Here is a 21,876-nt window from a genome sequence, read left to right on the forward strand (position 1 = left end):
CAGCCACCGTCCCGCCGGGCGCCTCCTCGCCCGCTCCCAGGCTCAGCGCGCGGGCGGGCGCGTCCGACGGCGACGGCAGCGGGCCAGCACTCCGCTAAGGACGAGCAGGCTCCAGGTGAAGGCGAGCTGCCCTCCGCCCGTGGCACAGGATGCACCGACCCGGAAGCGCGAGGCCTCGGGCTCCGGCTCCTCCAGGGGCGGCATCGCGGAGCCGGCGCCCTGCGGAGGCGCGGACTCGCTGGCGTCGGAAGCCGAGGGCTCGAGGACGGCCGGGGGCAGGGGCCCAGTGGCCTCCGGAGACGTGATGGGAAGCGGCGCGGCGAGCTTCCCCACGACGAGGGCGTCACCCTCGCGATGGAAGGGGACCTCCACGCCGTTCCAGAGGACGCGGGTGGCGAGGGGCGCATGGACGCGGGGCGAGCCCTGGCCGGTTCCAGACAGCCGCAGTGTGTCCGAGGCGAGCCCGTCCGCTTCCAGCACCCCCGTGGCGTCCGGCTGGCTGATGAGCGTGCGCGAGGCATCGGAGAGGCTCGTGCCCTGGACGAGCAGCACGCGGGTGGGCGTGGAGCCCTCGTAGCGCACGACTCCGGCGAGGCCCGTCAGCCGGAAGCCTCCCGCGTCACGGCTCTGTCCGGGGAGGTCGTTGAAGAGGGCGTAGCTGGTGGCGCTCCCCTCCGTCAGCTTCAGTCCGGCGTCGGGACTTCGCGCATCGAGCGCCTTCACCGCCGGGCGCGAGGCCCAGGCTGACTCGGGCGTGGGCACCAGGGCGGTGAGGAAGGTGACGTTGGCGGCGGCGGTGGTGGGCTTCACCTCGGCGTTCGTGACGGAGCCGGTGGGGTTGAACTTCTGGACGTGGACGGGCCGCTGCTCGGTGAAGGAGACGTCGAAGGACTCGGGGGCCACCACCGCGACGCCCAGGGCCTGGCCGTTCTCGCCGCGCCCGTGGAGCCAGCCGCCCTCGCGGGCCGCGCCATTCATGAAGTGGCAGGACCACCGGTACACGTGCGAGCGCGAGGCCTGCACCACGTCGCGCAGCACCACCCACTTGCGGTCGAGGAAGAGGGCATGGCGGTCCCAGCGCCGCAGCCCGAAGGAGGAGGCGTAGAGCGAGGCGCCGTCGCCGATGGTGTAGCCGAAGTGCTCGCTGGAGCCGAAGAAGGGGATGCCGCCCTTGCGCTCGAGGTACCAGTTGTAGGAGGCGGCGGAGTCGCTCCGGTCGCGCACGCCCTCGCCGAGCTGGCCCACGCCGTCGATGGTCAGCGAGTTGTGGAAGACGGTCTGGTTGGCGGCGGGCCCCGGCGAGCCCGAGTGGCCGATGTAGTAACCGGGGGCCTCGGGGGCGAGCCACGAGCCCTGGCCGTACAGGTAGAAGCCGTTGTCGTCCGCGTGGTCGTGGCTGATGTTGAGGGTGCCGCGAGGCTCCATGCCGCTCTTGAGCCACTGCCACCCGGCCATGCCGCCATACGGGCCGTTCTTGAGCGCGAACAGGAGCGAGCCCTTGTCCCAGCCGCCGCGGAACACCGCCACTTGCTGGTTGTCGCCATACCAGTCCAGCGGCAGGGCGCGTGGCTCCGCCGAGCGCAGGGTGGCGTCGTAGAAGAGGAACTCGAAGACGCGCTGGTTGTGCTCGGGCGCGTAGCTGCTGAAGGTGGTGCCGCGCAGCCAGGTGTCCGCCGTGCCCTGGGCCACCGGATCCCGGTAGCGCGTCGCGGCGTAGCGCAGGGGCATCAGCCCCATGTCCTTGCTGATGGCGTAGAAGTTCCCGTGGAGGAGCAGGGACTGGTAGGGCCGTTCCGGCAGCTGGGTGGCGGCCAGGGCGCGGGGCATCGCCTTCACCAGGGCCAGGTCGCCCACGTCCGTGCCGGTGACGCGCTCGAGCGCGCTGACGAAGGGCAGGTGCCAGCTCAGCCCGTACGTGACGTAGCCGAAGCCCTCGTGCCAGAGGCCATCGGTGACCAGGTCCAGCACCCGCTTCACCTTGCGCGCGTTGCCGGTGGCGAGCTCCAGCCAGGGTTGGGTGGTGCTGTCGGGCAGGTCTCCCCGGGTGGCGAGCGCCGCGAGCCCGAGGGCGGCGTGGTTCACCCAGTTGTGGTTCTGCAGGTACTCGTCGGCCCACCACTCGCCGCCCTTGGAGGACTGCATCAGGGCGTTGGCGTTCTGCTGGAGGGTGGCGCGGACGCGGGAGGCCTCGGAGGCGGAGAGCTTCGGGGCCACCAGGTCGTAGGCCACCGCGGCGCCTCCGAGCAGGTGCGCCTGGATGAGGTCATGCGTGCCGTCGAGGTCCAGGTTTCCCCAGGAGGAGACCGTCAGCAGCCAGCCCTTGGCCAGCTCGAGGTATTGGGGCTCGGTGGACAGCTGCCCCACGAAGGCGAGCACCACCAGCAGGTTGCCGATCTCGCGGCGCTCCAGCTGCAACGTCTTTCCGGTCGCCTTCCAGGTGACGAGGCCCGAGGGCGAGACGGTGCTGCCGAGGTAGCTCGTCGCGCCCTTGAGCATGGGCTGGTAGATGGCCTGGTGGGTCGTCTGGGCCTTCTGGCGCAGCGCCTCGACCTGGGAGGCCTCGAAGAAGAGGCCGGGGTGTGGCCCCGCGAGCGCGGGAAGGGACACCAGCAGGACCAGCCAGGGCAGCGCCCACCTACGCGTGAGGAAGTGCTTCATGCGGGGTGGATGCCACCCTTTATTCCGTCCACTTCACACACTGGGGCGGTGGAGGGCCCGCCCGCCAGGCCGGGGGTTGTCCCCCGGGTCCGGACGTGCTCGGGGGGCGTTCAGCTGGCCTTGGCGGCGAGCAACTGCTGGGCGGTCTGCTGGGGGACGACGTACCCGGAGGCGATGAGGATCTCCGCGACGGCCTGGGCGGTGGCGGCCTGGATGGCCGTGGCCTGGGTGGGCTTGCAGTACACGCCCACGCCCAGCACGGGCCCGAGCGCGGTGAACTCCACCACCTCCACGTCGGTGGCGGGCTGCGGCAGCACCCCGGGCACCACCGCCACGCGCTCCGCCAGGGCGCGCATCATCGTGGGCACGTCCACGCCGTGCAGCAGCGGCACCTTGATGGTGAGCTTGCGGTGGGGGTGGTGGGTGAAGTTGACGATGTTGTCGCCGAACAGCCGGTTGTTGCCGACGGAGATGCGCAGGTTGTCGGAGGTGTCGAGGGTGGTAGCGAACAGGCCGATCTCCTGCACGATGCCGGTAGCGCCCCCCGCGGAGATCTCATCCCCCACGCGGAAGGGGCGCAGCACGAGCAGGAAGACGCCCGCGGCGAAGTTGGACAGCAGGCCGGACCAGGCCGTGCCGATGGCGATGCCCGCGGCCGCCAGCAGCGCGGCGAACGAGGTGGTCTCCACCCCCATCATCCCCAGGATGGCCAGCAGCAGGAGGATGGTGAGCGAGCCGGCGAAGAGCGACTCGATGTAGCGGATGAGCGTGGCGTCGAGCTGGCGCTTCTGCAGGCCCAGGTTCAGCACGCGCCGGAAGCCCGTGATGATGGTGCGGCCCACGAACCACAGCACCAACGCGCCCACGGCCTTGAGCATGAAGGGGAGGGCTTCCGTGAGGGCCAGCGACTTCAATTGGTTGAGGATGGCTTCCATGGCGTTCCTGGTGGGGACGGAATCTGATTGCCGTGGGCCTTGTGCAGGGAGCGGGCCAGGGCGGCCCCGAACGTAAGTCCGCGAACCTACGCGCCTCGGAGCCGGAGGGGACAGGGGGCAGGCCCCGCTGACACGGCGGCTGGCACGTCAGTCCGGGCGGCTGACACGTCAGCCGGGGGTGGGGACCCGGGTTTCCAGCTCGATTCCCCAGGCCCGTGAGCGCCCGGCGCGGACGTCCGGCTGGTGTCCACCCAGGCTGACTTCACGCCCCGTGAGGGTCCCTACCCTTGGGACAGGAAAGGGCAGCGTGCATGGACCTCTACAGTGCCGCCAAGCGGATGAACCGGCCGTTCCGGTTCTCGAATCCGGCGTCGTACCGGGAGATCTCCCTGGCCAGCCGGGGACTGATCGGGGACGGCATCACGTGCGCCCTGGTCCGGCCCGATGGGGTCATCGACTGGCTGTGCTTTCCCCGCTTCGACAGCCCGAGCGTCTTCGCGGCGATCCTCGATGACGAGCGGGGGGGGTTCACCGGTATCACCCCGGCCGTCTGGCCCTTCGAGAGCCTGCAGCGCTACGATCCGGACACCAACGTCCTGGAGACGCTCTTCCGCGTCGAGCGCCAGGGCGTCGTGCGGATCATCGACTACATGCCGTGGACGAACGATCCCCGGGCCACCATCCACGAGGTGCACCGGCGCATCGAGTGCCTGGAGGGCTCGCTGGAGCTGGATGTCGTCTTCGCGCCGCGGTTCAGGTACGGCGAATCGGAGACGCGGGTGGACCGGGAGGAGCATGGCCTGGTCGCGCGCGGCTCCCTCGGCGAGCGGATGGTGGCGGTCCTCGACGGGAAGGCGCGGTGGGAGCCCCGGGGTGCCTCGGGCCTCCAGACGCGAATCCGGCTCGGCACGGGAGAGCGGCGCTGGATGATCCTCGCCTGGGACTCGGAGCAGCCGGAGCCCGTCGCCGCGTACCGGCCCTTCGAGCTGCTCCGGGCCACGCGCCAGGCCTGGCGGGACTGGTCCCGGCAGCTCCAGTACGAGGGGCCGTGGCGGCACCATGTCCTCCGCTCGGCGCTGGCGCTGAAGCTGCTCATGTACGCGCCCACCGGTGCCATGGTGGCCGCCGCCACCACCTCGCTCCCCGAGTGGATTGGAGGGCCGCGCAACTGGGACTACCGCTACAGCTGGGTGCGCGATGCGGCCATGGCCGTGCGTGCCACCAACCTGATCGGCTACCCGAACGAATCCCGCGAGTTCTTCTACTTCGTGCGCGACACGCTGAAGCACGGCGATCCCCTCCAGGTGATGTACACGCTGGATGGGGGCCCGGTGCCCGAGGAGCGGATCCTCGAGCACCTGTCCGGCTTCCAGGGCTCGAGCCCGGTGCGCATCGGCAATGACGCGAGGGATCAGCTCCAGTTCGACACGGCGGGCGCGCTGCTCGACGCGGCCTATCTCTACGAGCGGTTCGGGGGCCGCCTTCCGTTGCGCACCTGGGCGCTGCTCAAGCGGGTCATCCAGACCACCGCCCGCCGCTGGCGCGAGCCGGATCACGGCATCTGGGAGCCGCGCCGGGGGATGCGGCACAACGTGCACTCCAAGCTCATGTGCTGGTTGGCGTTCCACCGGGGCCAGCATCTGGCCCGGCTCTTCGCCGAGCCGGGCCTCCAGGCGGCGTGCGCCAGCGAAGCGGAGCTCATCCGCCAGGACATCCTCCGTCATGGCGTGGACCCCTCGGGCAGGCACTTCGTGGGCTTCTATGGAGGCAACGAGCCGGATGCCTCGCTGCTGCTGCTGCCCATCGCGGGGTGCTTCCGGGCCTGCGAGCCGCTCGTGCAGGGGACCATCGACTGGCTGCGCTCGGAGCTGGGGGCGGGCCGTTTCCTGCGCCGCTACCGGATGGATGATGGGGTGGCGGGGCCGGAGGGCGGCTTCCTCCTGTGCGGCTTCTGGCTCGTCGAGGCGCTGGCGCTGTCCAACCGGCTCGAGGAGGCCGAGAAGGTCTTCATGTACCACGCCGAGGCGGCCAACCACCTCGGGCTGCTCGCCGAGGAGGTCCATCCGCTCACGCGCGAGCAACTGGGCAACTTTCCCCAGGCCTTCAGCCACCTGGGGCTGATCAACGCCGCGGCGCGCATCGATCTGGCGCTGCGGATGCGGGACGAGGGCGTGATGGCGCCCCCGCACCTGCTCGAGTCCGAGCCGCCCCCCATTCCGGGCAGCTCCTGCCATGACGCGTGGCCCGGGGTGTGAGGAGGCCGGAAGCTCTCAGCCCACCGCGGGGCGGGCGGCCACCTGCGGCTCCTCGGCGCCGCGCTCCATCCGGTGCCAGAGCTGGTGCGAGGTGAGCAGCACGCCGAGGATGACGAGCGGCGACACCGTATTGCCCGTCGGGTCTCCCACGGCCGTGTGCGACACCGCGGCCGCCACGAGGTCGATGGCGAAACCCGCGTAGGCCCACTCGCGCAGCGTGCGCGGCACCAGCGGCACCAGCAGGGCCACCACGCCCAGCAGCTTCGCCACGCCCAACAGGGTGCCGAAGTAGGCCGGGTAGCCGAGGTGGCGCATTCCCTCCAACGCCTGCGGGTTGCCGCTGACGGACATGAATCCCGAGAACGTCATCATCAGGCAGAACAGGCCGGTGAGGACCCAGTACGCGATCTTCGTCTTCATGTGTTTCGTGCCTCCCTGTCGTGCCGGGGGCGGGGTGCCACGGCCGGCGCGGCCGGGACACTAGAGCCGTTTGGCCCAAAAAGCAGAAAGGCCGCCCCTCGTGAGAGGGAGCGGCCTTCGTGCCTTCCAGTGGAACTGGAGTCGGGTGATCAGGCCTGAGCGCCCGGCACCGTCTCGCGGCCCTTGTAGTGGCCGCACGCCGCGCAGGCGCGGTGCGGAAGCACCGGCTCCTTGCAGTTGGCGCACTGGATCACCTGCACCGCGCTCCGCAGGTTGTTGTTGGCCGCGCGGCGGCGGTCACGACGCATCTTGGACGTACGCTTCTTGGGAACACCCACGGCTCACCTCTATATCGTCACGGCCCTGGACTCCGGGGCTTCCCCACCAGTCCCGACCGGCAAAAACTCGGAAGGCGGCGGACCCTAGCCGCTCGGGGCGTGTGAGTCAACGCGCCTGTGCGGGGTTCGCCGTGCCCTGTCCAACCCTGACCTGGCCGCCCACATTCTTATGTCCCCGGGCCCGGAGGTGTCTACCCGCCTGCTCTCCGTGCTCCCAGCCTTGGAGCGTCCATGGAAGGATGCGCCCGCGATGAGGCTCGTCCTGGATGCGATGGGGGGTGACCATGCCCCCGCGGCCCCCGTGGAGGGGGCTCTGCTGTTCGCGCGCGAGCACCCGGCGCACGAGGTGGTGCTGGTGGGTGACCTGGTGCGGCTGCGCGAGCCCCTGTCCCGGGCCGGGGGTTTGCCGCCCAATGTCCGCCTCCACCCCGCCTCCCAGGTGGTGGAGATGGAGGATCACGCGATCTCCGCCATCCGCCGCAAGAAGGACTCCTCCCTGCGGGTGGGGTTCGAGCTGGTGCGCCGGGGCGAGGCGGACGCCCTGGTGTCGGCGGGGCACTCGGGGGCGGTGATGGCGGGGGGGCTGCTGGTGCTGGGCCGCATCCCCGGGGTGGAGCGTCCGGCCATCGCCACGCTGCTGCCGGCCCTGGAGGGGGTGGGGCGCTGCCTGCTGCTGGACGCCGGGGCCAATGTGGAGTGCCGGCCCATCCACCTGGCCCAGTGGGCAGTGCTCGGGGCCGCCTACGTGCGCGCCCGCCTGGGCATCCCCCGTCCCCGGGTGGCGGTGCTCTCCAATGGAGAGGAGCCCTCCAAGGGCACGTCCCTCACCCGCGAGGCATCCCAGCTGCTGCGCGCCTCGGATCTGGACTTCACCGGTTACGTGGAGGGGAAGGATCTCTTCTCCGGGGACGTGGAGGTGGTCGTCACCGATGGCTTCACCGGCAACGTGGTCCTCAAGACGTCCGAGGGGGTGGCGGCGGCCGTCACGGGGCTGCTGCGCTCGGCCATCGAGCGGCGCGGCGGCCTGCCCGAGAAGCTGGGCGCGCTGCTGCTCCAGCCCACCTTCGCCGGCCTGAAGAAGGTGATGGACTACGCGGAGTATGGCGGTGCACCGCTGCTGGGGATTGAAGGCGTGGGGATCGTCGCGCATGGCCGCAGCTCGCCCCGGGCGCTCCAGAAGGCCCTGGAGGCCGCCCTGCAGACGGCACAGGCCGGATTGCGCACCGAGTTGACGCGTTGCATCGCGGACGCCGCCGCCTGGCTTCCTGCCCGGCAGAGGGGAAAGGGGGCGACAGCCGACGCCTTTTCCGATTAGAGAGCGCGCCCGAGGCGTTCGTGTCCGGTACACCTACAGGGGGCACCGTGGCACGCACGCAAATCATCGGTACCGGCTCGTACGCACCGGAGAAGGTCCTGACCAACGCCGACCTCGAAAAGATCGTCGACACGACGGACGAGTGGATCACCGCGCGTACGGGGATCCGCAAGCGGCGGGTGGCGGCACCGGGCGAGGCGACCAGTGACATGGCCGTGCAGGCGGCCCGGCGGGCGCTGGAGATGGCGGGAGTCCAGCCAGAGGAGCTGGGGCTCATCGTGGTGGGTACCGTGACGCCGGACATGCCCATGCCCTCGTGCGCGGCCGTGGTGCAGGCGAAGCTGGGCGCGAAGAACGCCTTCGCCTTCGACGTGTCGGCGGCCTGCTCCGGCTCGCTTTACGCCCTCAACGTGGCGGACCAGTTCATCCGCACCGGCCAGGTGAAGCGCGCGCTCGTCATTGGCGCCGAGATGCTCAGCCGGGCGGTCAACTGGGAGGATCGCAACACGTGCGTGCTCTTCGGAGACGCGGCGGGGGCCATGGTCATCGCGCCCACCGAGGACGCGGACCGGGGGCTGCTCTCCACGCACCTGTACACGGACGGCTCCTTCGCGGACATCCTCTGCATCCCGGGCGGCGGCACGAGCAAGCCCGCCTGTGAAGAGGTGCTGAAGGAGAAGCTGCACACGCTGCACATGAATGGCCGCGAGGTCTTCAAGTTCGCGGTGCGGGCGCTGGCGGACTCGACGCACACGGCCCTGTCATCCAACGGGCTGCACGTGCGGGACGTGGACCACGTCATTTCGCACCAGGCCAACATTCGCATCCTCGAGGCCGTGCTGCAGCGGCTGGAGCTGCCGGTGGAGAAGTGCTGGCTCAACCTGCACGAATACGGCAATACGTCCTCCGCGTCGCTGCCCATGACGCTGGACGAGGCCAACCGGGCCGGCCGGCTCAAGCAGGGAGACGTGGTGGCGATGATGGCCATCGGCGCGGGGATGACGTGGGGCAGCGCGGTGATGCGCTGGTAGAGCGCTGGTAATCAGGGAGGGAGCAGGAGCATGTCGAAGATCGCGTTCGTCTTCCCCGGGCAGGGCAGCCAGGCTGTCGGCATGGGGAAGGACCTGTACGAGAAGTTCCCCGAGGCCCGGGCCGTCTTCGAGGCGGCCGACGCGGCGCTGGGCGAGAAGTTCTCCCAGATGCTGTTCGAGGGACCGGAGGCCGCGCTGAAGCAGACGGCCAACACGCAGCCGGCCATCCTCACGGTGTCGGTGGCGGCGCATGCTGTCTTCTCCAAGCGGGGACCGGCGCCGGCCTTCGTGGCGGGACACTCGCTGGGGGAGTACTCGGCGCTGGTGGCGGCGGGCGCGCTGCAGCTGGCGGACGCGGTCCGGGCGGTGCGGGCCCGCGGCACCTTCATGCAGGAGGCGGTGCCCGAGGGCGTGGGCGCCATGGCCGCGGTGATGGGCCTGGAGCCGGCCAAGGTGAAGGCGGCGTGCGACGCGGCGGGCGAGGGCCAGGTTGTGTCCCCGGCCAACTACAACTCGCCGGAGCAGACGGTCATCGCGGGCAATGTCCAGGCCGTGGAGCGGGCCATCGCCAAGGCGAAGGAGCTGGGGGGCAAGGCGAAGCTGCTGCCCGTGTCCGCCCCCTTCCACTGCGCGCTGATGGAGCCGGTGAAGCCGCGGCTGGCCGAGGTGCTGGCGAAGGTGAAGGTGTCCGCTCCCACCGTCCCGGTGGTGACGAACGTGGAGGCGGCCCCCAACAGCGACGCGGCCCGCGTGGTGCCGCTGCTGCTGGAGCAGGTGAGCTCCTCGGTGCGCTGGGTGGAGACCATCCAGGCCCTCCAGGCGCAGGGCGTGACGCGCATCGTCGAGCTGGGGCCCGGCAAGGTGCTCAACGGCCTCATCAAGCGCATCACCAAGGACATCGAGTCGTTCAACGTGGAAGACTCCGCGAGCCTGGAGAAGACCCTCGCGGCACTGGGAGCCTGAGATGAGCGCGTTCAAGGACAAGGTGGTGCTGGTGACGGGCGGCTCGCGCGGTATCGGCCGCTCCATCGCGGTGGGCTTCGCCAAGCAGGGCGCCACGGTGGTGTTCAGCTACGCGGGCAACGAGGCGGCGGCGCAGGAGACCCTGGGGCTCATCCAGGCGGCCGGCGCCAAGGGCGAGGCGGTGCGCTTCGACGTGTCCGACTCCACCGCCTGCGCCAGCGCCGTGGACAACGTCGTCAAGACGCACGGCCGGCTGGACGTGCTCGTCAACAACGCGGGCGTGGCCGTGGACGGCCTGGTCATGCGCGTGAAGGACGAGGACTGGGACAAGCAGCTGGACACCAACCTCAAGGGCGCCTTCTCCCTCATCCGTGCCGCCAGCCGGCCGATGATGAAGCAGAAGGGCGGCTCCATCATCAACCTGACCTCCGTGGTCGGGGAGATGGGCAACGGCGGACAGGCCGCCTACTCGGCTTCCAAAGCGGGCCTCATCGGCCTGACCAAGTCCGTGGCCCGCGAGCTGGCCAGCCGCAACATCCGCGTCAACGCCGTTTCCCCGGGTTTCATCGGGACGGACATGACGTCCCACCTCGGTGGGGACACGCGGGAGAAGATGGAGGCCGCCATTCCCCTCGGCCGCCTGGGCTCCCCGGAGGACGTGGCCAACGCCGTCTTTTTCCTCGCCAGCGATTCCGCCGCCTACATCACCGGAGAAGTCCTGAAGGTGAATGGCGGCATGTACATGTAGCCAAGGGTTGGATCGGCGACGGTCGTGGGTTATACCGCGCCCGCCTTTACGTAGGTCCGGGGAGTATGCCGGACCGCCACGTGGTTCCTGGAGGGTTCAATACCTATGTCGACTTCTGCTATCGAGGCCAAGGTCAAGAACATCATCGCCGATCAGCTGGGCGTGGGGGAGGACGAGATCAAGCCGGAGTCCTCCTTCATCGAGGACCTGGGCGCGGACAGCCTCGACATCGTGGAGCTGGTGATGGCGATGGAAGAGGAGTTCGAGGTCGAGATCCCCGACGAGGAGGCCGAGAACATCAAGACCGTCGGCGACGCCATCAACTACATCAACACCCACAAGAAGTAGGCATCACCGTAGGGCCGGGGAGCGCTGGTCCCGCCCAGCGTTCCATGGCAGCAGCGCGTATGTGAGTGGAGAGCAACGTGTCAAACCGACGAGTCGTCATCACCGGCACCGGAATCATCACGGCCCTGGGTACCGGTACCGAGAAGAACTGGCAGGCGATGCTCGCCGGCAAGTCTGGTATCGGTACCATCACCCGCTTCGATACGAAGAAGATCGATACGAACTTCGCCGGCGAGGTGAAGGACTTCGAGCCGGAGAAGTTCATCGACAAGCGCGAAGTGCGCCGGATGGACCTGTTCTCCCAGTATGCGCTCGCCGCGGCCGAGATGGCCGTGAAGGAGAGCGGCCTGCCCGTCGGGCCGGACGCTCCCCACGGCTATGCGCCCGAGAAGGTGGGCGTCATCGTCGGCTCGGGCATCGGTGGCCTGTCCTCGCTCGAGGAGCAGCACCGCAAGGGGCTGGAGAAGGGGTTCGACCGTCTGTCGCCCTTCTTCATCATCCAGATGATCATCAACATGGCGCCGGGACTCATCTCCATGCGCTATGGCTGCAAGGGGCCCAACTGGGCGCCCGTGTCCGCCTGCGCCACCAGCGCCCACGCCATCGGCGAGGCCTGGAAGTCCATCCGCCTGGGTGAGACGGACGCGGTCATCGCCGGAGGCTCCGAGGCCGCCATCACCCCGCTGGGCATGGGTGGCTTCTCGGTGATGAAGGCGCTGAGCAACCGCAACGGGGACCCGTCGGCCGCCAGCCGTCCGTTCGACAAGGACCGCGACGGCTTCGTGATGGGCGAGGGCGCGGGCATCGTCGTGCTCGAGGAGATGGAGGCCGCGAAGAAGCGCGGTGCCAACATCCTGGCGGAGCTGGTGGGCTACGGGGCCAACTCGGACGCGCACCACGTGACGCAGCCGGCCCCCGAGGGCGAGGGCGCGGCGCGCTGCATGCGCCTGGCGCTGGTGTCCGCGGGGATGAACCCCGAGGACATCGGCTACATCAACGCGCACGGCACCTCGACGCCGTTCAATGACGCCAACGAGACGAAGGCCATCAAGGCGGTCTTCGGGGGGCACGCCCGCAAGGTGGCCGTGTCCTCCACCAAGTCCATGACCGGCCACATGCTGGGCGCGGCCGGTGGCGCGGAGGCGGTGGTGGCGGTGCAGACGCTGCAGCGCGGCGTGCTCCCGCCGACCATCAACTACACCACGCCGGATCCGGACTGCGATCTGGACTACGTGCCCAACCAGGCGCGGGAGCAGCGCGTGGACGCGGTGATGAGCAACTCGTTCGGCTTCGGCGGCACCAACGCGGTGCTCGTCTTCAAGCGCTTCAAGTAGAACAGCACCCCAGCACTCCCTCTCCCTCTGGGAGAGGGCCGGGGTGAGGGTCTCCCCACCCCGTGTCCGTGTGGAGGAGGGAGGGCTCACGTGAAGATTATCATCGCGTCGGATCATGCGGGCCTGGAGCTGCGCCGCGAGCTGGTGAGCGCGCTCCAGGAGCTGCGGGTCGAGGTGGAGGACGTGGGCCCCACCACCACGGCCTCGGTGGATTACCCGGACTTCGCCAAGAAGGTGTGCAAGGCCGTGGCCGCGGGCGAGTACCAGTACGGCGTGCTGGTGTGCGGGACCGGGATTGGCATGAGCATCACCGCCAACAAGTACCGGGGCATCCGCGCGGCGCTGTGCACCAGTGAGTTCGAGGCGCGCATGACGCGGGCCCACAACGACGCCAACGTGCTGTGCCTGGGCCAGCGCGTCGTCGGAGCGGGCCTGGCGCGCAGCATCGTGGAGGCCTTCGTGGCCACGCCCTTCGAGGGCGGCCGGCACCAGAAGCGCCTGGACAAGATTCGCGAGGCCGAGTCCGAGAGCGGACGCTGAAGGCCTCGTTCCCAACCGAGGAGAGCGTGTCCATGGAGAACATCCGTAAGCTGGCCGAGGTCGATCCGGAGATTGCCAAGGTCGTTCACGAGGAGACGCGCCGCCAGGAAGAAGGCCTGGAGCTGATCGCCTCGGAGAACTTCGTGAGCCCCGCCGTGATGGAGGCGATGGGCTCGGTGCTGACGAACAAGTACGCCGAGGGCTACCCCGGCAAGCGCTACTACGGCGGTTGCGAGGTGGTGGACGTGGCGGAGAACCTCGCCATCTCCCGCGCCAAGGAGCTGTTCGGCTCGGACTACGTCAACGTCCAGCCGCACTCGGGCAGCCAGGCCAACATGGGCGCCTACATGGCGCTGATGAAGCCCGGTGACACCATCCTCTCGCTGGACCTGAACTCGGGCGGGCACCTCACCCACGGCGCCGCGTTCAACTTCTCCGGCAAGCTCTACAAGGTCGTCCACTACGGGCTGACGCGGGACACGGAGACGCTGGACTACGCGCAGGCCGCGGCGCTCGCCAAGGAGCACAAGCCGAAGGTGGTGGTGGTGGGCGCCTCGGCGTACTCGCGCACCATCGACTTCGCGAAGTTCCGCGAGATCGCCGACAGCGTGGGCGCGGCGATGATGGTGGACATGGCGCACATCGCCGGCCTGGTGGCCGCGGGCGTGCACCCCTCGCCGGTGCCCCTGGCGGACATCGTCACCTCCACCACGCACAAGACGCTGCGTGGCCCGCGCGGTGGCCTCGTGCTGAGCAAGGAGCAGTACGGCAAGACGCTCAACAGCCAGATCTTCCCGGGCATCCAGGGCGGTCCGCTGATGCACGTCATCGCCGCCAAGGCCGTGGCCTTCCGCGAGGCGCTCACCCCCGAGTTCAAGGCGTACCAGCGGCAGATCGTCGCCAACGCCCAGGCCCTGGCCGAGGCGCTCAAGCGCGGCGGCCTGCGGCTGTGCTCGGGCGGCACGGACAACCACCTGATGCTGGTGGACCTGCGCCCCAAGAACCTCACCGGCAAGGTGGCCGAGGAGGTGCTGGGCAAGGCCGGCATCACGGTGAACAAGAACATGATCCCCTTTGATCCGGAGAAGCCCATGGTGACGTCGGGCGTGCGCGTGGGCACGCCGGCCGTGTCGGCTCGCGGGATGAAGGAGGCGGAGATGGCCACCATCGGCGCCTTCGTCGTGGAGGCGTTGGACCATGCCTCGGACGAGAAGCGGCTGGCCAGCATCCGCGGGCGCATCCAGGAGTTCACCCGGAGCTTCCCGCTCTACGCCTCGCGGCTGAAGTAACCTTCCTTCCTCTCCCTCCCGGGGAGGGGAAGGGCCCCCCCACCATGCGTTGCCCCTTCTGCCAGGACGCCGAGAACAAGGTCATCGACTCGCGCGAGTCTCACGAGGGGTCCGTCATCCGCCGGCGCCGCGAGTGCCTGCAGTGCAAGCGGCGCTTCACCACGTACGAGCGGGTGGAGGAGCTCTACCCGCTCATCGTGAAGAAGGACGGGCGGCGCGAGACGTTCGACCGGGACAAGCTGCTCGCCGGGCTGAAGAAGGCCTGTGAGAAGCGGCCGGTGTCGGCGGACCAGCTCGAGGAGACGGTGGTCGCCATCGAGCGGCTGCTGCAGGGCATGGGGGAGAAGGAGGTGCCCTCGTCGGTCATCGGCGAGGAGGTGATGCGCCGGCTGCACGAGCTGGACGAGGTGGCCTATGTCCGCTTCGCCTCGGTGTACCGGAGCTTCCGCGACATCTCCGAGTTCATGGAGGAGCTGAAGGACCTGCTGTCGGACCGGACGCGGGAGCTCAAGCCGCCGCGTCCCGCGGGCAAGGACGGTTGACGGGCGATGCGGCTCTTGACGCGAGCGCGGATGCAGCGGCGCACCCCCCGGGCGAAGCGCGCGGCGGACTTCGACCGGGCGGTGGCGGAGTTCTTCATGCGCCTGGCGCTGGAGGAGGCCGCCAAGGGACTCGGCCGCACCAGCCCCAACCCGGTGGTGGGGGCGGTGCTGGTGAAGGGCGGCCGCATCATCGCGCGCGGCTACCACCGGCGGGCCGGCACGGCGCACGCCGAGGTGGTGGCGCTGGAGGCCGCGGGCGCCAAGGCGCGCGGGGCGGACCTCTACACGACGCTGGAGCCGTGTGACCACTACGGGCGCACCCCGCCGTGCAGCCAGGCCGTGCTCGATGCCGGCGTGCGCCGCGTCTTCACCGCCTCGTCCGATCCCAACCCGAAGGTGAATGGCAAGGGCGTGGCGCGGCTGCGGCGCGCGGGCGTCGAGGTCGTCACCGGCGTGCTCAAGGACGAGGCCGACACGCTCAACCGGCCCTTCTTCAAGGCGGTGAGCACCGGCCTGCCCTACGTCACCCTCAAGGCCGCGGTGACGCTGGATGGCAAGCTGGCCACCGCCACGGGGGACTCGCGCTGGGTGACGGGCGAGCAGGCCCGGGCCTGGGTGCACCGGCTGCGCAACCAGGTGGACGTCATCCTCGTGGGCGCCACCACCGTGCAGCGGGACAATCCGCAGCTCACCACCCGGCTCTCCGAGGGCAGCGGGAAGGATCCGGTGCGCGTGGTGGTGGACTCGCACCTGCGCCTGTCCCCGAAGCTGACCGTCTTCACCCAGCGCTCCCCGGCGCGCACCGTGGTGGCCACGCTGGAGGACCCCGCCGGCCGCAAGGCGAAGCGCTTCCTCGCCGCGGGCGCCGAGGTCTGGCAGATGCCCGGCAAGCAGGGGCGCGTGGACCTCGAGGCGCTGATGCGCCGCCTCGCCAAGGAGGGCCTCAACCACGTGCTGGTGGAGGGTGGGGCGGAGATGTACGGCTCGTTCCTGCGCGAGTCGCTGGCGGACGAGTTGCTGCTCTTCGTCGCCCCCAAGCTCATCGGCAGCGAGGGCTTGTCCTGGTCCGGCTCGCTCGGCGTCAAGCAGATGGGCCGGGCGCTCACCGTGGGGAAGCTCTCCTTCGAGCAGGTCGGCGAGGATCTGCTCCTGCGCGCCCGGCTCTCCGAGCCGAAGTGAAGGCCCGCGCGGCCGCTCAGGCCACGATGTAGCCGAGCGCCAGGTCGAAGATCAGCATCTCCAGCCGCTCGTGGTCCTCGTCGCTCACGTCCACGAAGGTGAAGGAGACGCGCTGGGTGCCCTGCTCCGAGGGCGGGGCGGCCGTGACGATGCGCGCCCGGCCCACCACCGGCGCCTCGTCCTGCCCGGGCATCCACAGCACGAAGCCGCCGAGCTGGCCCTCGCCGGGAGCGCCGCTCAGCAAGCAGGAGAAGCCTCCCGAGGAGATGTCCAGGGTGCGGCTGCGCAGGGCGCCGGAGCGGAAGCTGACGTCCACGTGCATCCCCTTGGGCACGCGGAAGTTGCGCCGGGCGCTGGCCCCCGGTTGCAGGTTGTGCCCCTGGGCCGCGAGCAGCGAACGGGCGAGCTGCTCGCGAGCCTCCAGGTACAGCGCCCGCTCATCACTCGTGTGCAGCCTGCGGCGCGCGCGTTCGTGCAACTCCCGGAAGTTCGTCAGCCAGACGGACAGATCCATGCGCCCCATTATAGCGGTTTTTCGGACAGTTCCGAGAGCCGTGCTCTCCCGGGGAGTGGGGGGCCGCCATCACCCCGGGCCCCTGGACGGGCGCTCCTCGGCCGCAGGAGATTGAAGGCCCAGGAGTTCCTCCCAAAGTCCCCCCAAGGAGTGCCCCGATGTCCGCCCCCCCGACGAACCCCGAGGCCCGCCCCGCGGTGCAGTTCAATCCGTACGCGCCCGGGTACGACGCCAATCCCCATCCCACGCTCGCGAAGCTGCGCGCCGAGGCGCCCATCTTCTACTGGGAGCAGGGCCGGGGCTGGATCCTCACCCGGTACGACGATGCCATCGCCGTGCTGCGCGACACCAAGCGGTTCTCCTCCAGCCGGGCGGACTGGGAGTTCGCCGCCATGGCGGGCTCCGCCGGGGCGATTCCCGAGCTCGTGGAGCTCAACCGGTATTCGCTGCTCTCGCTGTCCGGCCAGGATCACGCCCGGGTGCGCAAGCTCGTCAGCCCCGCGCTCACCCCGCGCGCTGTCGAGCGGCTCCGGCCGGAGATCCAGGCCATCGTGGATGAGCTGCTCGACGCCGCGGCGGCCAAGGGCGGCCTCGACGTGGTGTCGGAGCTCGCCGAGCATGTCCCGTCCCGCGTCATCGGCACCATGCTGAAGATGCCCAAGGGCCAGGAGGCGCTCTTCCTGCGCTTCACGTACGCGGTGGTCAAGAGCATCATCCCCACCCTGCTGCGCCCCGAGGAGGTGCCGGCACTGCGCACGGACCTCGCCGAGGGCGTCCGGCTGCTCCATGCGACGATCGACGATCGGCGCCGCAACCCCCTGCCGGACGACATCCTCACCACCCTCATCCAGACCGAGGAGCAGGGCGATAAGCTCAACAACCAGGAGCTGCTCTCGCTGGTGTCCAGCCTCATCGTGGGAGGCTTCGAGACCACCATGCACCTCATCGCCTTCACCGTGTTCCACATCCTGGAGCGGCCCGAGGTGCTCGCGCAGGTGAAGACGGATCCCGAGCTCCTCAAGAACGTCATCGAGGAGGTGCTCCGCTTCGACCACTTCGGGAAGGTGGGCGTCTCCCGCTACCCGCTCGAGGACGTGGAGCTCGGCGGGGCGAAGATCCGCAAGGGGCAGATGATGCTCATCCTGCTCACCAGCATGGGGCGCGACGAGGCCGTGTTCGACAAGGCCGAGGTCTTCGATGTGCGGCGCAACACCAACGCCAGCATCGCCTTCGGCCACGGGGCCCACTACTGCATCGGGGCGAGCCTGGCGCGGCTCGAGGTGCAGCTCGCCGTCGGCTCGCTCCTGCGCCGCTTCCCGGAGCTGCGCATGGTGAAGCCCCCGTCCTTCGCGCCCCACCCTGTCATCCGTCAGATGAAAGACCTGGAGGTCATGCTTTAAGGACAATTCCGGTACCCCAGGAATCCAAGAGTCTGATAATTTGGGCCTTGGATGGGGTGCCCGGACGAAACGACGCTGAGCGACTTCCTGGTGGGGCTGCTGCCGGAGGCGCGCAGAGAGGAAGTACTGGCTCACGTGGAGGGCTGTGCCGGTTGCCAGCGGGCGCTGGCGGCGGGCGGTGACTCCACACCCACGGCCGGTGTCCCGGACGTGCCCGCGGCTGGGGGCGGTGAGCCGCTGGCCCGGGGCGCCACCCTCTCCCGGTACGTGGTGCAGGAGCGGCTCGGCTCCGGGGCCATGGGGGTGGTGTACGCGGCGTATGACCCGGAGCTGGACCGGCAGGTGGCCCTGAAGCTGCTGCGCCCCGAGGGACGCCATGTGGAGGAACTGCGGCTGCGGCTGTTGCGCGAGGCGCAGGCGCTTGCCCGGCTCTCCCATCCCCACGTCGTCGCCGTGCACGACGTGGGCATGTGCGGAGACGGCGTCTTCCTGGCCCTGGAGCTGGTGGACGGCACTACGCTGGCGGACTGGCTCAAGGAGCCGCGCCCGTGGCGGGAGGTGCTGCGGGTCTTCCGGGACGCGGGGCGGGGGCTGGCGGCCGCGCATGCGGCGGGCCTGGTGCACCGCGACTTCAAGCCCGCCAACGTCCTCGTGGGCCGGGATGGCCGGGCGCGGGTGACGGACTTCGGGTTGGCCCGGCCCGCGACGCCCGGGGGAGGGCCGCCGGAGGCTCCCGTCCCGCTGGAGGAGGACTCCCTCGAGCTGCTCACCCGGACGGGCGCGCTGCTGGGGACTCCGGCCTACATGGCTCCGGAGCAGCTCGAGGGCCACGGGGCGGACGCGAGCTCGGACCAGTTCAGCTTCTGCGTGGCCCTCTACGAGGCCCTCTACGGAGTGCGGCCCTTCGATGGGGTGAGCCTGCGGGAGCTCGGCCGGGCCGCGCGGGAGGGCAAGGTGAGGGCGCCCGGACGCGACACGAAGGTCCCCGCCCGGGTGCGCAACGCGGTGCTGCGCGGGTTGCGGCCCCGGCCCGAGGAGCGCTTCCCCTCCATGGAGGCCCTGCTGGTGGCCCTCACCCCGGGTCCCAGCCGCGTGCGCACCTGGGTGGCCGCGTCCGCCGCCGTGGCCTGTCTGCTGGGCGTGGCCATGGGGTACGTGGCGGCGCACCGGCGCGAGGCGCGCTGCGCGCAGGAGGCGCAGAAGCTCGACGCGGCCTGGGGGCCCGGACGCCAGGAGCGGGTGCGCGCGGCCTTCCTCGCCACGAACAAGCCCTATGCCGCGGCCGCCTGGGAGAAGCTCTCCACCGCGCTGGATGAGCACGCCTCCCTCTGGCGCTCGCTGCGCACCGAGTCCTGCCTGGTGGCGGACGAGGGAAGCCCGGGCCTCGCCTGGCAGACGGCCGCGTGCCTCGACGCCCGGCTGTGGCAGTTCGCCGCCGTCACCGAGGTGTTGGAGAAGGCGGACGCGCAGACGGTGCAGAACGTGCCGCAGTTGGTGGCCTCGCTCGAGGGGCTCGCCGGGTGCAGGGATGCCCCGGCGGCCTCCACCCGGCCCCAGCCGCCCGAGGTGCTCCGTCCCCGCGTGGACGCCGCCCGCCGCAGGCTGGCCGAGGCCCGCGCCCGCATGGAGGCGGGCCGGCATGCCGAGGGCATCGAGTTGACGTCGGCCCTCCTCCAGGAGGTGGACGCGCTCGACTACCGGCCGTTGGAGGCCGAGATACTCCTGCTCCACGGACAGCTCCACGGCCACGCCGGCAAGGCGAAGGAGGCCGAGGACAGCCTCTACCGCGCCCTTTGGGCCGCCGAGGCCGGCCGCGACGACGAGACGGTGGCGCGCGTGTGGGTCCTCCTCGTGTGGATCGTGGGGGATCAGATGGCGCGAGTGGGGGAGGCGGATCGGCTCGCCCAGCATGCCCGGGCCGTGGTGGAGCGGCTGGGGCGGGAGCGTTTCCCGGCCATCGCCACGGACCTGCACCTGCGGATGGGTGGGGTGCGGCTGGTCCAGGGCAAGCTGGAGCAGGCGGACGAGGAGTTCACCCAGGGCCTGGAGCTGTCGCGCAAGGTGTACGGGCCCGACAGCCTGCGCACCTCCTATTTCCTCTCCAGCCTGGGCCGGGTGCGCTCCCGCCAGGAACGGCCCGCGGAGGCGCTGGCGCTGTACCGTCAGGCCCAGGAGCTGCGTGAGCGCCTCTGGGGCCCCGAGCACCCCGGGCTCGCCCTCAACCTCAGCAACCTCGCCACGCAGCTGCTGTCCCTGGGACGGCGCGACGAAGCCATCGCCGCCTGGCACCGCGCCCTGACGCTCCTGGAGGCGTCACGCTCCCCGGACCATGCCAGCCTCGCCCCCCCGCTCAACAACCTCGGCGTGGCCCTGCGTGAGCAGGGCCGGTTGGACGAGGCGCGGCAGTATCTCCAGCGGGCGCTCGCCATCTTCGAGAGCAGCAAGGGCCCGGACCACCCCAACACCGCCACCGCGCTCTGCGCGCTCGGGATGGTGTCCTATGACTCGCAGCGTCTCGACGAGGCGCTCGGCTACCAGCGGCAGGCCCTGGAGCGCATCCAGCGCACGCTGGGACCGGAGTCGCCGCGGGCCGCCTCGCCGTTGATGTACATGGGCCTCGTCCAGCACCGGATGGGCCACCTCGACGAGGCGCGGCGCAACCTGCTGCGTGCCTTGCGGCTGTTGGAGAAGGAGAACGGCCCGGACAGCGCCACGGTCAACAACGCGCTGCGCCCCCTGGCCCGGCTCGAGCTGACAGCCGGTGCGCCCCAGAAGGCCCTCGCGTACTGCCAGCGCGCCCTGAAGAGCGATGAGCGGGCGCAGGGGCCGGAGACCCCGGACGTCGCGTTCGATCTCGCCTGCGCCGCGGAGGCCCACCTGGCGCTCGGTGAGGCGCAGCACGCCGTGCCGTTGCTCGAGCGTGCCCGGCGGGTGCACCAGCGTGCCCCGAGGGATCCGCTCGATGAGGCGTGGGTCTCCTTCCTGCTGGCCCGGGCGCTCGGAGAGGGGGACCCCGCGGTGGAGCTCTCGCGTGCCGCCGCCCTGGCGGAGGAGGCCCGGGCCCAGATGACCGCGCTGGGGACGCGGGCGAGCCTGGAGCTGCGGGAGGTGCAGGACTGGCAGCAGCGGCACCCGGCTCCGTCCTCGGTGGCCCGGGAGGCGGCCACGCCATGAGTGGGACACGGGACGAGGACTCGCTCACGGCGCTGCTGCGGGCCCAGGTGCCGCCAGAGCGGAGCGCCGGGTTGGAGGAGGTGGAGGGGCTGGAGACGCTCCTGCGGGAGTTGCTGGAGAAGGGGCGGGTGGCGTGGCCCTCCGTCACGCTCCCGGCGGAGACCTTCGTGCGGCACCTGGCGCGGCACCTGCCGGCAGAGGGCGCCGCCGAGGTGCTGCGCCAGCTTCATGGGGCCGATCTCTACCTCGCGTGCGCCTGTGCCGCGGGGGAGCGCCAGGCCCTGCTTGCCTTCGAGCAGCATGTCCTCCAGAAGGTGCCCGCGCGGCTCGGGCAGCTTCCCGAGTCCACCGTGGACGAGGTGCTCCAGGTGATGCGCCAGCGGCTGCTGCTGGGCCGGGGCGACACGCCTCCGAGGATCGCCGACTACTCGGGCCGGGGCCCGTTGCTGGCCTGGGTGCGCATCATCGGGGTGCGCATCGTGGGCGAGCTGGCGAGCCAGGACGGGCGCCAGGAGCTCTTCGACGAGCCGCCGGAGACGCTCGCGCGCATGCTGGCGCCGGACGATCCGGAGAAGGATCTGCTCAAGGAGGACTCGCGCCAGGTGCTCGCCACCGCGCTGCGGACGGCACTGGCCGTCATGCCCGAGCGCGAGCGGGCCCTGCTGCGCCTGCACCACATCCATGGCCTCACCATGGATCGGCTCGCGACGATGTATGGCGAGCCCCGCTCGAGCATCGCGCGCAGGGTGATGCAGGCCCGCGAGCGGTTGCTGAAGCTGACCCGGGGGGAGCTGGCCTCCCGGCTGAAGCTCGAGGGCGCCGAGCTGGAGAGTCTGCTGGGGCTGGTGAGCAGCCGGTTGGATCTCAGCCTCAACCGGTTGATGGATTGAGTG

At 70.5% G+C, this 21,876-nt stretch carries 19 protein-coding genes; 14 read left to right on the forward strand and 5 right to left on the reverse strand.

Going from position 1 to position 21,876, the window contains the following annotated elements:
• Positions 1 to 42: 42 nt before the first annotated feature.
• Together NR798_RS17370 and NR798_RS17375 are read right to left on the reverse strand one after the other, a co-directional pair.
• Positions 43 to 2,658 carry a DUF4962 domain-containing protein gene (locus tag NR798_RS17370; RefSeq protein ID WP_375772594.1) on the reverse strand — a complete coding sequence of 872 codons (2,616 nt, stop codon included), beginning with the start codon at positions 2,656 to 2,658 and terminating at the stop codon, positions 43 to 45.
• Between the two features lie 110 nt (positions 2,659 to 2,768).
• On the reverse strand, positions 2,769 to 3,593 hold the full coding sequence (locus NR798_RS17375) for a mechanosensitive ion channel family protein (protein WP_375772595.1): 825 nt from the start codon (positions 3,591 to 3,593) through the stop codon (positions 2,769 to 2,771).
• Positions 3,594 to 3,904: 311 nt separating this feature from the next.
• Here NR798_RS17375 and NR798_RS17380 point away from each other — a divergent pair, with 311 nt between their 5' ends.
• Positions 3,905 to 5,848 carry a glycoside hydrolase family 15 protein gene (locus NR798_RS17380; RefSeq protein WP_375772596.1) on the forward strand — a complete coding sequence of 648 codons (1,944 nt, stop codon included), beginning with the start codon at positions 3,905 to 3,907 and terminating at the stop codon, positions 5,846 to 5,848.
• A gap of 15 nt (positions 5,849 to 5,863) precedes the next feature.
• Here the strand turns inward: NR798_RS17380 and NR798_RS17385 are convergent, their stop codons facing one another.
• Positions 5,864 to 6,268, reverse strand: coding sequence for a DoxX family protein (locus tag NR798_RS17385; RefSeq protein WP_375772597.1), 405 nt, complete (start codon positions 6,266 to 6,268; stop codon positions 5,864 to 5,866).
• Positions 6,269 to 6,417: 149 nt separating this feature from the next.
• On the reverse strand, positions 6,418 to 6,606 hold the full coding sequence (gene rpmF / locus NR798_RS17390; RefSeq protein WP_047856808.1) for a 50S ribosomal protein L32: 189 nt from the start codon (positions 6,604 to 6,606) through the stop codon (positions 6,418 to 6,420).
• Between the two features lie 250 nt (positions 6,607 to 6,856).
• Between rpmF and plsX the strand changes: the two genes are divergently transcribed.
• The 10 genes from plsX to ribD all read left to right on the forward strand — a co-directional run bounded on the left by plsX (position 6,857) and on the right by ribD (position 15,895).
• Positions 6,857 to 7,921, forward strand: a complete 1,065-nt coding sequence (gene plsX, locus NR798_RS17395; protein WP_375772598.1) for a phosphate acyltransferase PlsX — start codon at positions 6,857 to 6,859, stop codon at positions 7,919 to 7,921.
• 47 nt (positions 7,922 to 7,968) lie between these two features.
• Positions 7,969 to 8,952 carry a beta-ketoacyl-ACP synthase III gene (locus NR798_RS17400; RefSeq protein WP_375772599.1) on the forward strand — a complete coding sequence of 328 codons (984 nt, stop codon included), beginning with the start codon at positions 7,969 to 7,971 and terminating at the stop codon, positions 8,950 to 8,952.
• A 30-nt stretch (positions 8,953 to 8,982) separates the two neighbouring features.
• Complete coding sequence (gene fabD, locus NR798_RS17405; RefSeq protein WP_375772600.1) at positions 8,983 to 9,915, forward strand: ACP S-malonyltransferase; 933 nt, start codon at positions 8,983 to 8,985, stop codon at positions 9,913 to 9,915.
• A gap of 1 nt (position 9,916) precedes the next feature.
• Entirely contained in the window at positions 9,917 to 10,663 is a 747-nt protein-coding gene (fabG, locus tag NR798_RS17410) for a 3-oxoacyl-[acyl-carrier-protein] reductase (protein ID WP_375772601.1), read from the forward strand.
• A gap of 105 nt (positions 10,664 to 10,768) precedes the next feature.
• Positions 10,769 to 11,011, forward strand: a complete 243-nt coding sequence (gene acpP, locus NR798_RS17415; RefSeq protein WP_375772602.1) for an acyl carrier protein — start codon at positions 10,769 to 10,771, stop codon at positions 11,009 to 11,011.
• 77 nt (positions 11,012 to 11,088) lie between these two features.
• Positions 11,089 to 12,345: a beta-ketoacyl-ACP synthase II gene (gene fabF, locus NR798_RS17420; protein ID WP_375772603.1), complete on the forward strand. Its 1,257-nt coding sequence runs from the start codon at positions 11,089 to 11,091 to the stop codon at positions 12,343 to 12,345.
• 90 nt (positions 12,346 to 12,435) lie between these two features.
• Entirely contained in the window at positions 12,436 to 12,885 is a 450-nt protein-coding gene (gene rpiB, locus NR798_RS17425; RefSeq protein ID WP_375772604.1) for a ribose 5-phosphate isomerase B, read from the forward strand.
• 32 nt (positions 12,886 to 12,917) lie between these two features.
• Entirely contained in the window at positions 12,918 to 14,174 is a 1,257-nt protein-coding gene (glyA, locus tag NR798_RS17430; protein ID WP_375772605.1) for a serine hydroxymethyltransferase, read from the forward strand.
• A 44-nt stretch (positions 14,175 to 14,218) separates the two neighbouring features.
• Complete coding sequence (nrdR, locus tag NR798_RS17435; protein WP_375772606.1) at positions 14,219 to 14,716, forward strand: transcriptional regulator NrdR; 498 nt, start codon at positions 14,219 to 14,221, stop codon at positions 14,714 to 14,716.
• Between the two features lie 6 nt (positions 14,717 to 14,722).
• Positions 14,723 to 15,895, forward strand: coding sequence for a bifunctional diaminohydroxyphosphoribosylaminopyrimidine deaminase/5-amino-6-(5-phosphoribosylamino)uracil reductase RibD (gene ribD / locus NR798_RS17440; RefSeq protein WP_375772607.1), 1,173 nt, complete (start codon positions 14,723 to 14,725; stop codon positions 15,893 to 15,895).
• A 16-nt stretch (positions 15,896 to 15,911) separates the two neighbouring features.
• Here the strand turns inward: ribD and NR798_RS17445 are convergent, their stop codons facing one another.
• Positions 15,912 to 16,409: a PilZ domain-containing protein gene (locus NR798_RS17445; RefSeq protein ID WP_375772608.1), complete on the reverse strand. Its 498-nt coding sequence runs from the start codon at positions 16,407 to 16,409 to the stop codon at positions 15,912 to 15,914.
• Between the two features lie 158 nt (positions 16,410 to 16,567).
• Here NR798_RS17445 and NR798_RS17450 point away from each other — a divergent pair, with 158 nt between their 5' ends.
• Genes NR798_RS17450 through NR798_RS17460 form a run of 3 tightly spaced genes read left to right on the forward strand, consistent with a single transcriptional unit; the run spans position 16,568 to position 21,873 of the window.
• Complete coding sequence (locus NR798_RS17450) at positions 16,568 to 17,809, forward strand: cytochrome P450 (protein ID WP_375772609.1); 1,242 nt, start codon at positions 16,568 to 16,570, stop codon at positions 17,807 to 17,809.
• A gap of 51 nt (positions 17,810 to 17,860) precedes the next feature.
• Positions 17,861 to 20,983 (forward strand): tetratricopeptide repeat protein, encoded by a 3,123-nt coding sequence (locus tag NR798_RS17455; RefSeq protein ID WP_375772610.1) that lies wholly within the window; start codon positions 17,861 to 17,863, stop codon positions 20,981 to 20,983.
• Positions 20,980 to 21,873, forward strand: a complete 894-nt coding sequence (locus NR798_RS17460) for a sigma factor-like helix-turn-helix DNA-binding protein (protein WP_375772611.1) — start codon at positions 20,980 to 20,982, stop codon at positions 21,871 to 21,873. Before NR798_RS17455 ends, NR798_RS17460 begins: the two co-directional genes overlap by 4 nt.
• Positions 21,874 to 21,876 lie beyond the last annotated feature (3 nt).

The sequence above is a fragment of the Archangium gephyra genome (assembly GCF_042230915.1).
Classification (GTDB): domain Bacteria; phylum Myxococcota; class Myxococcia; order Myxococcales; family Myxococcaceae; genus Archangium; species Archangium gephyra_B.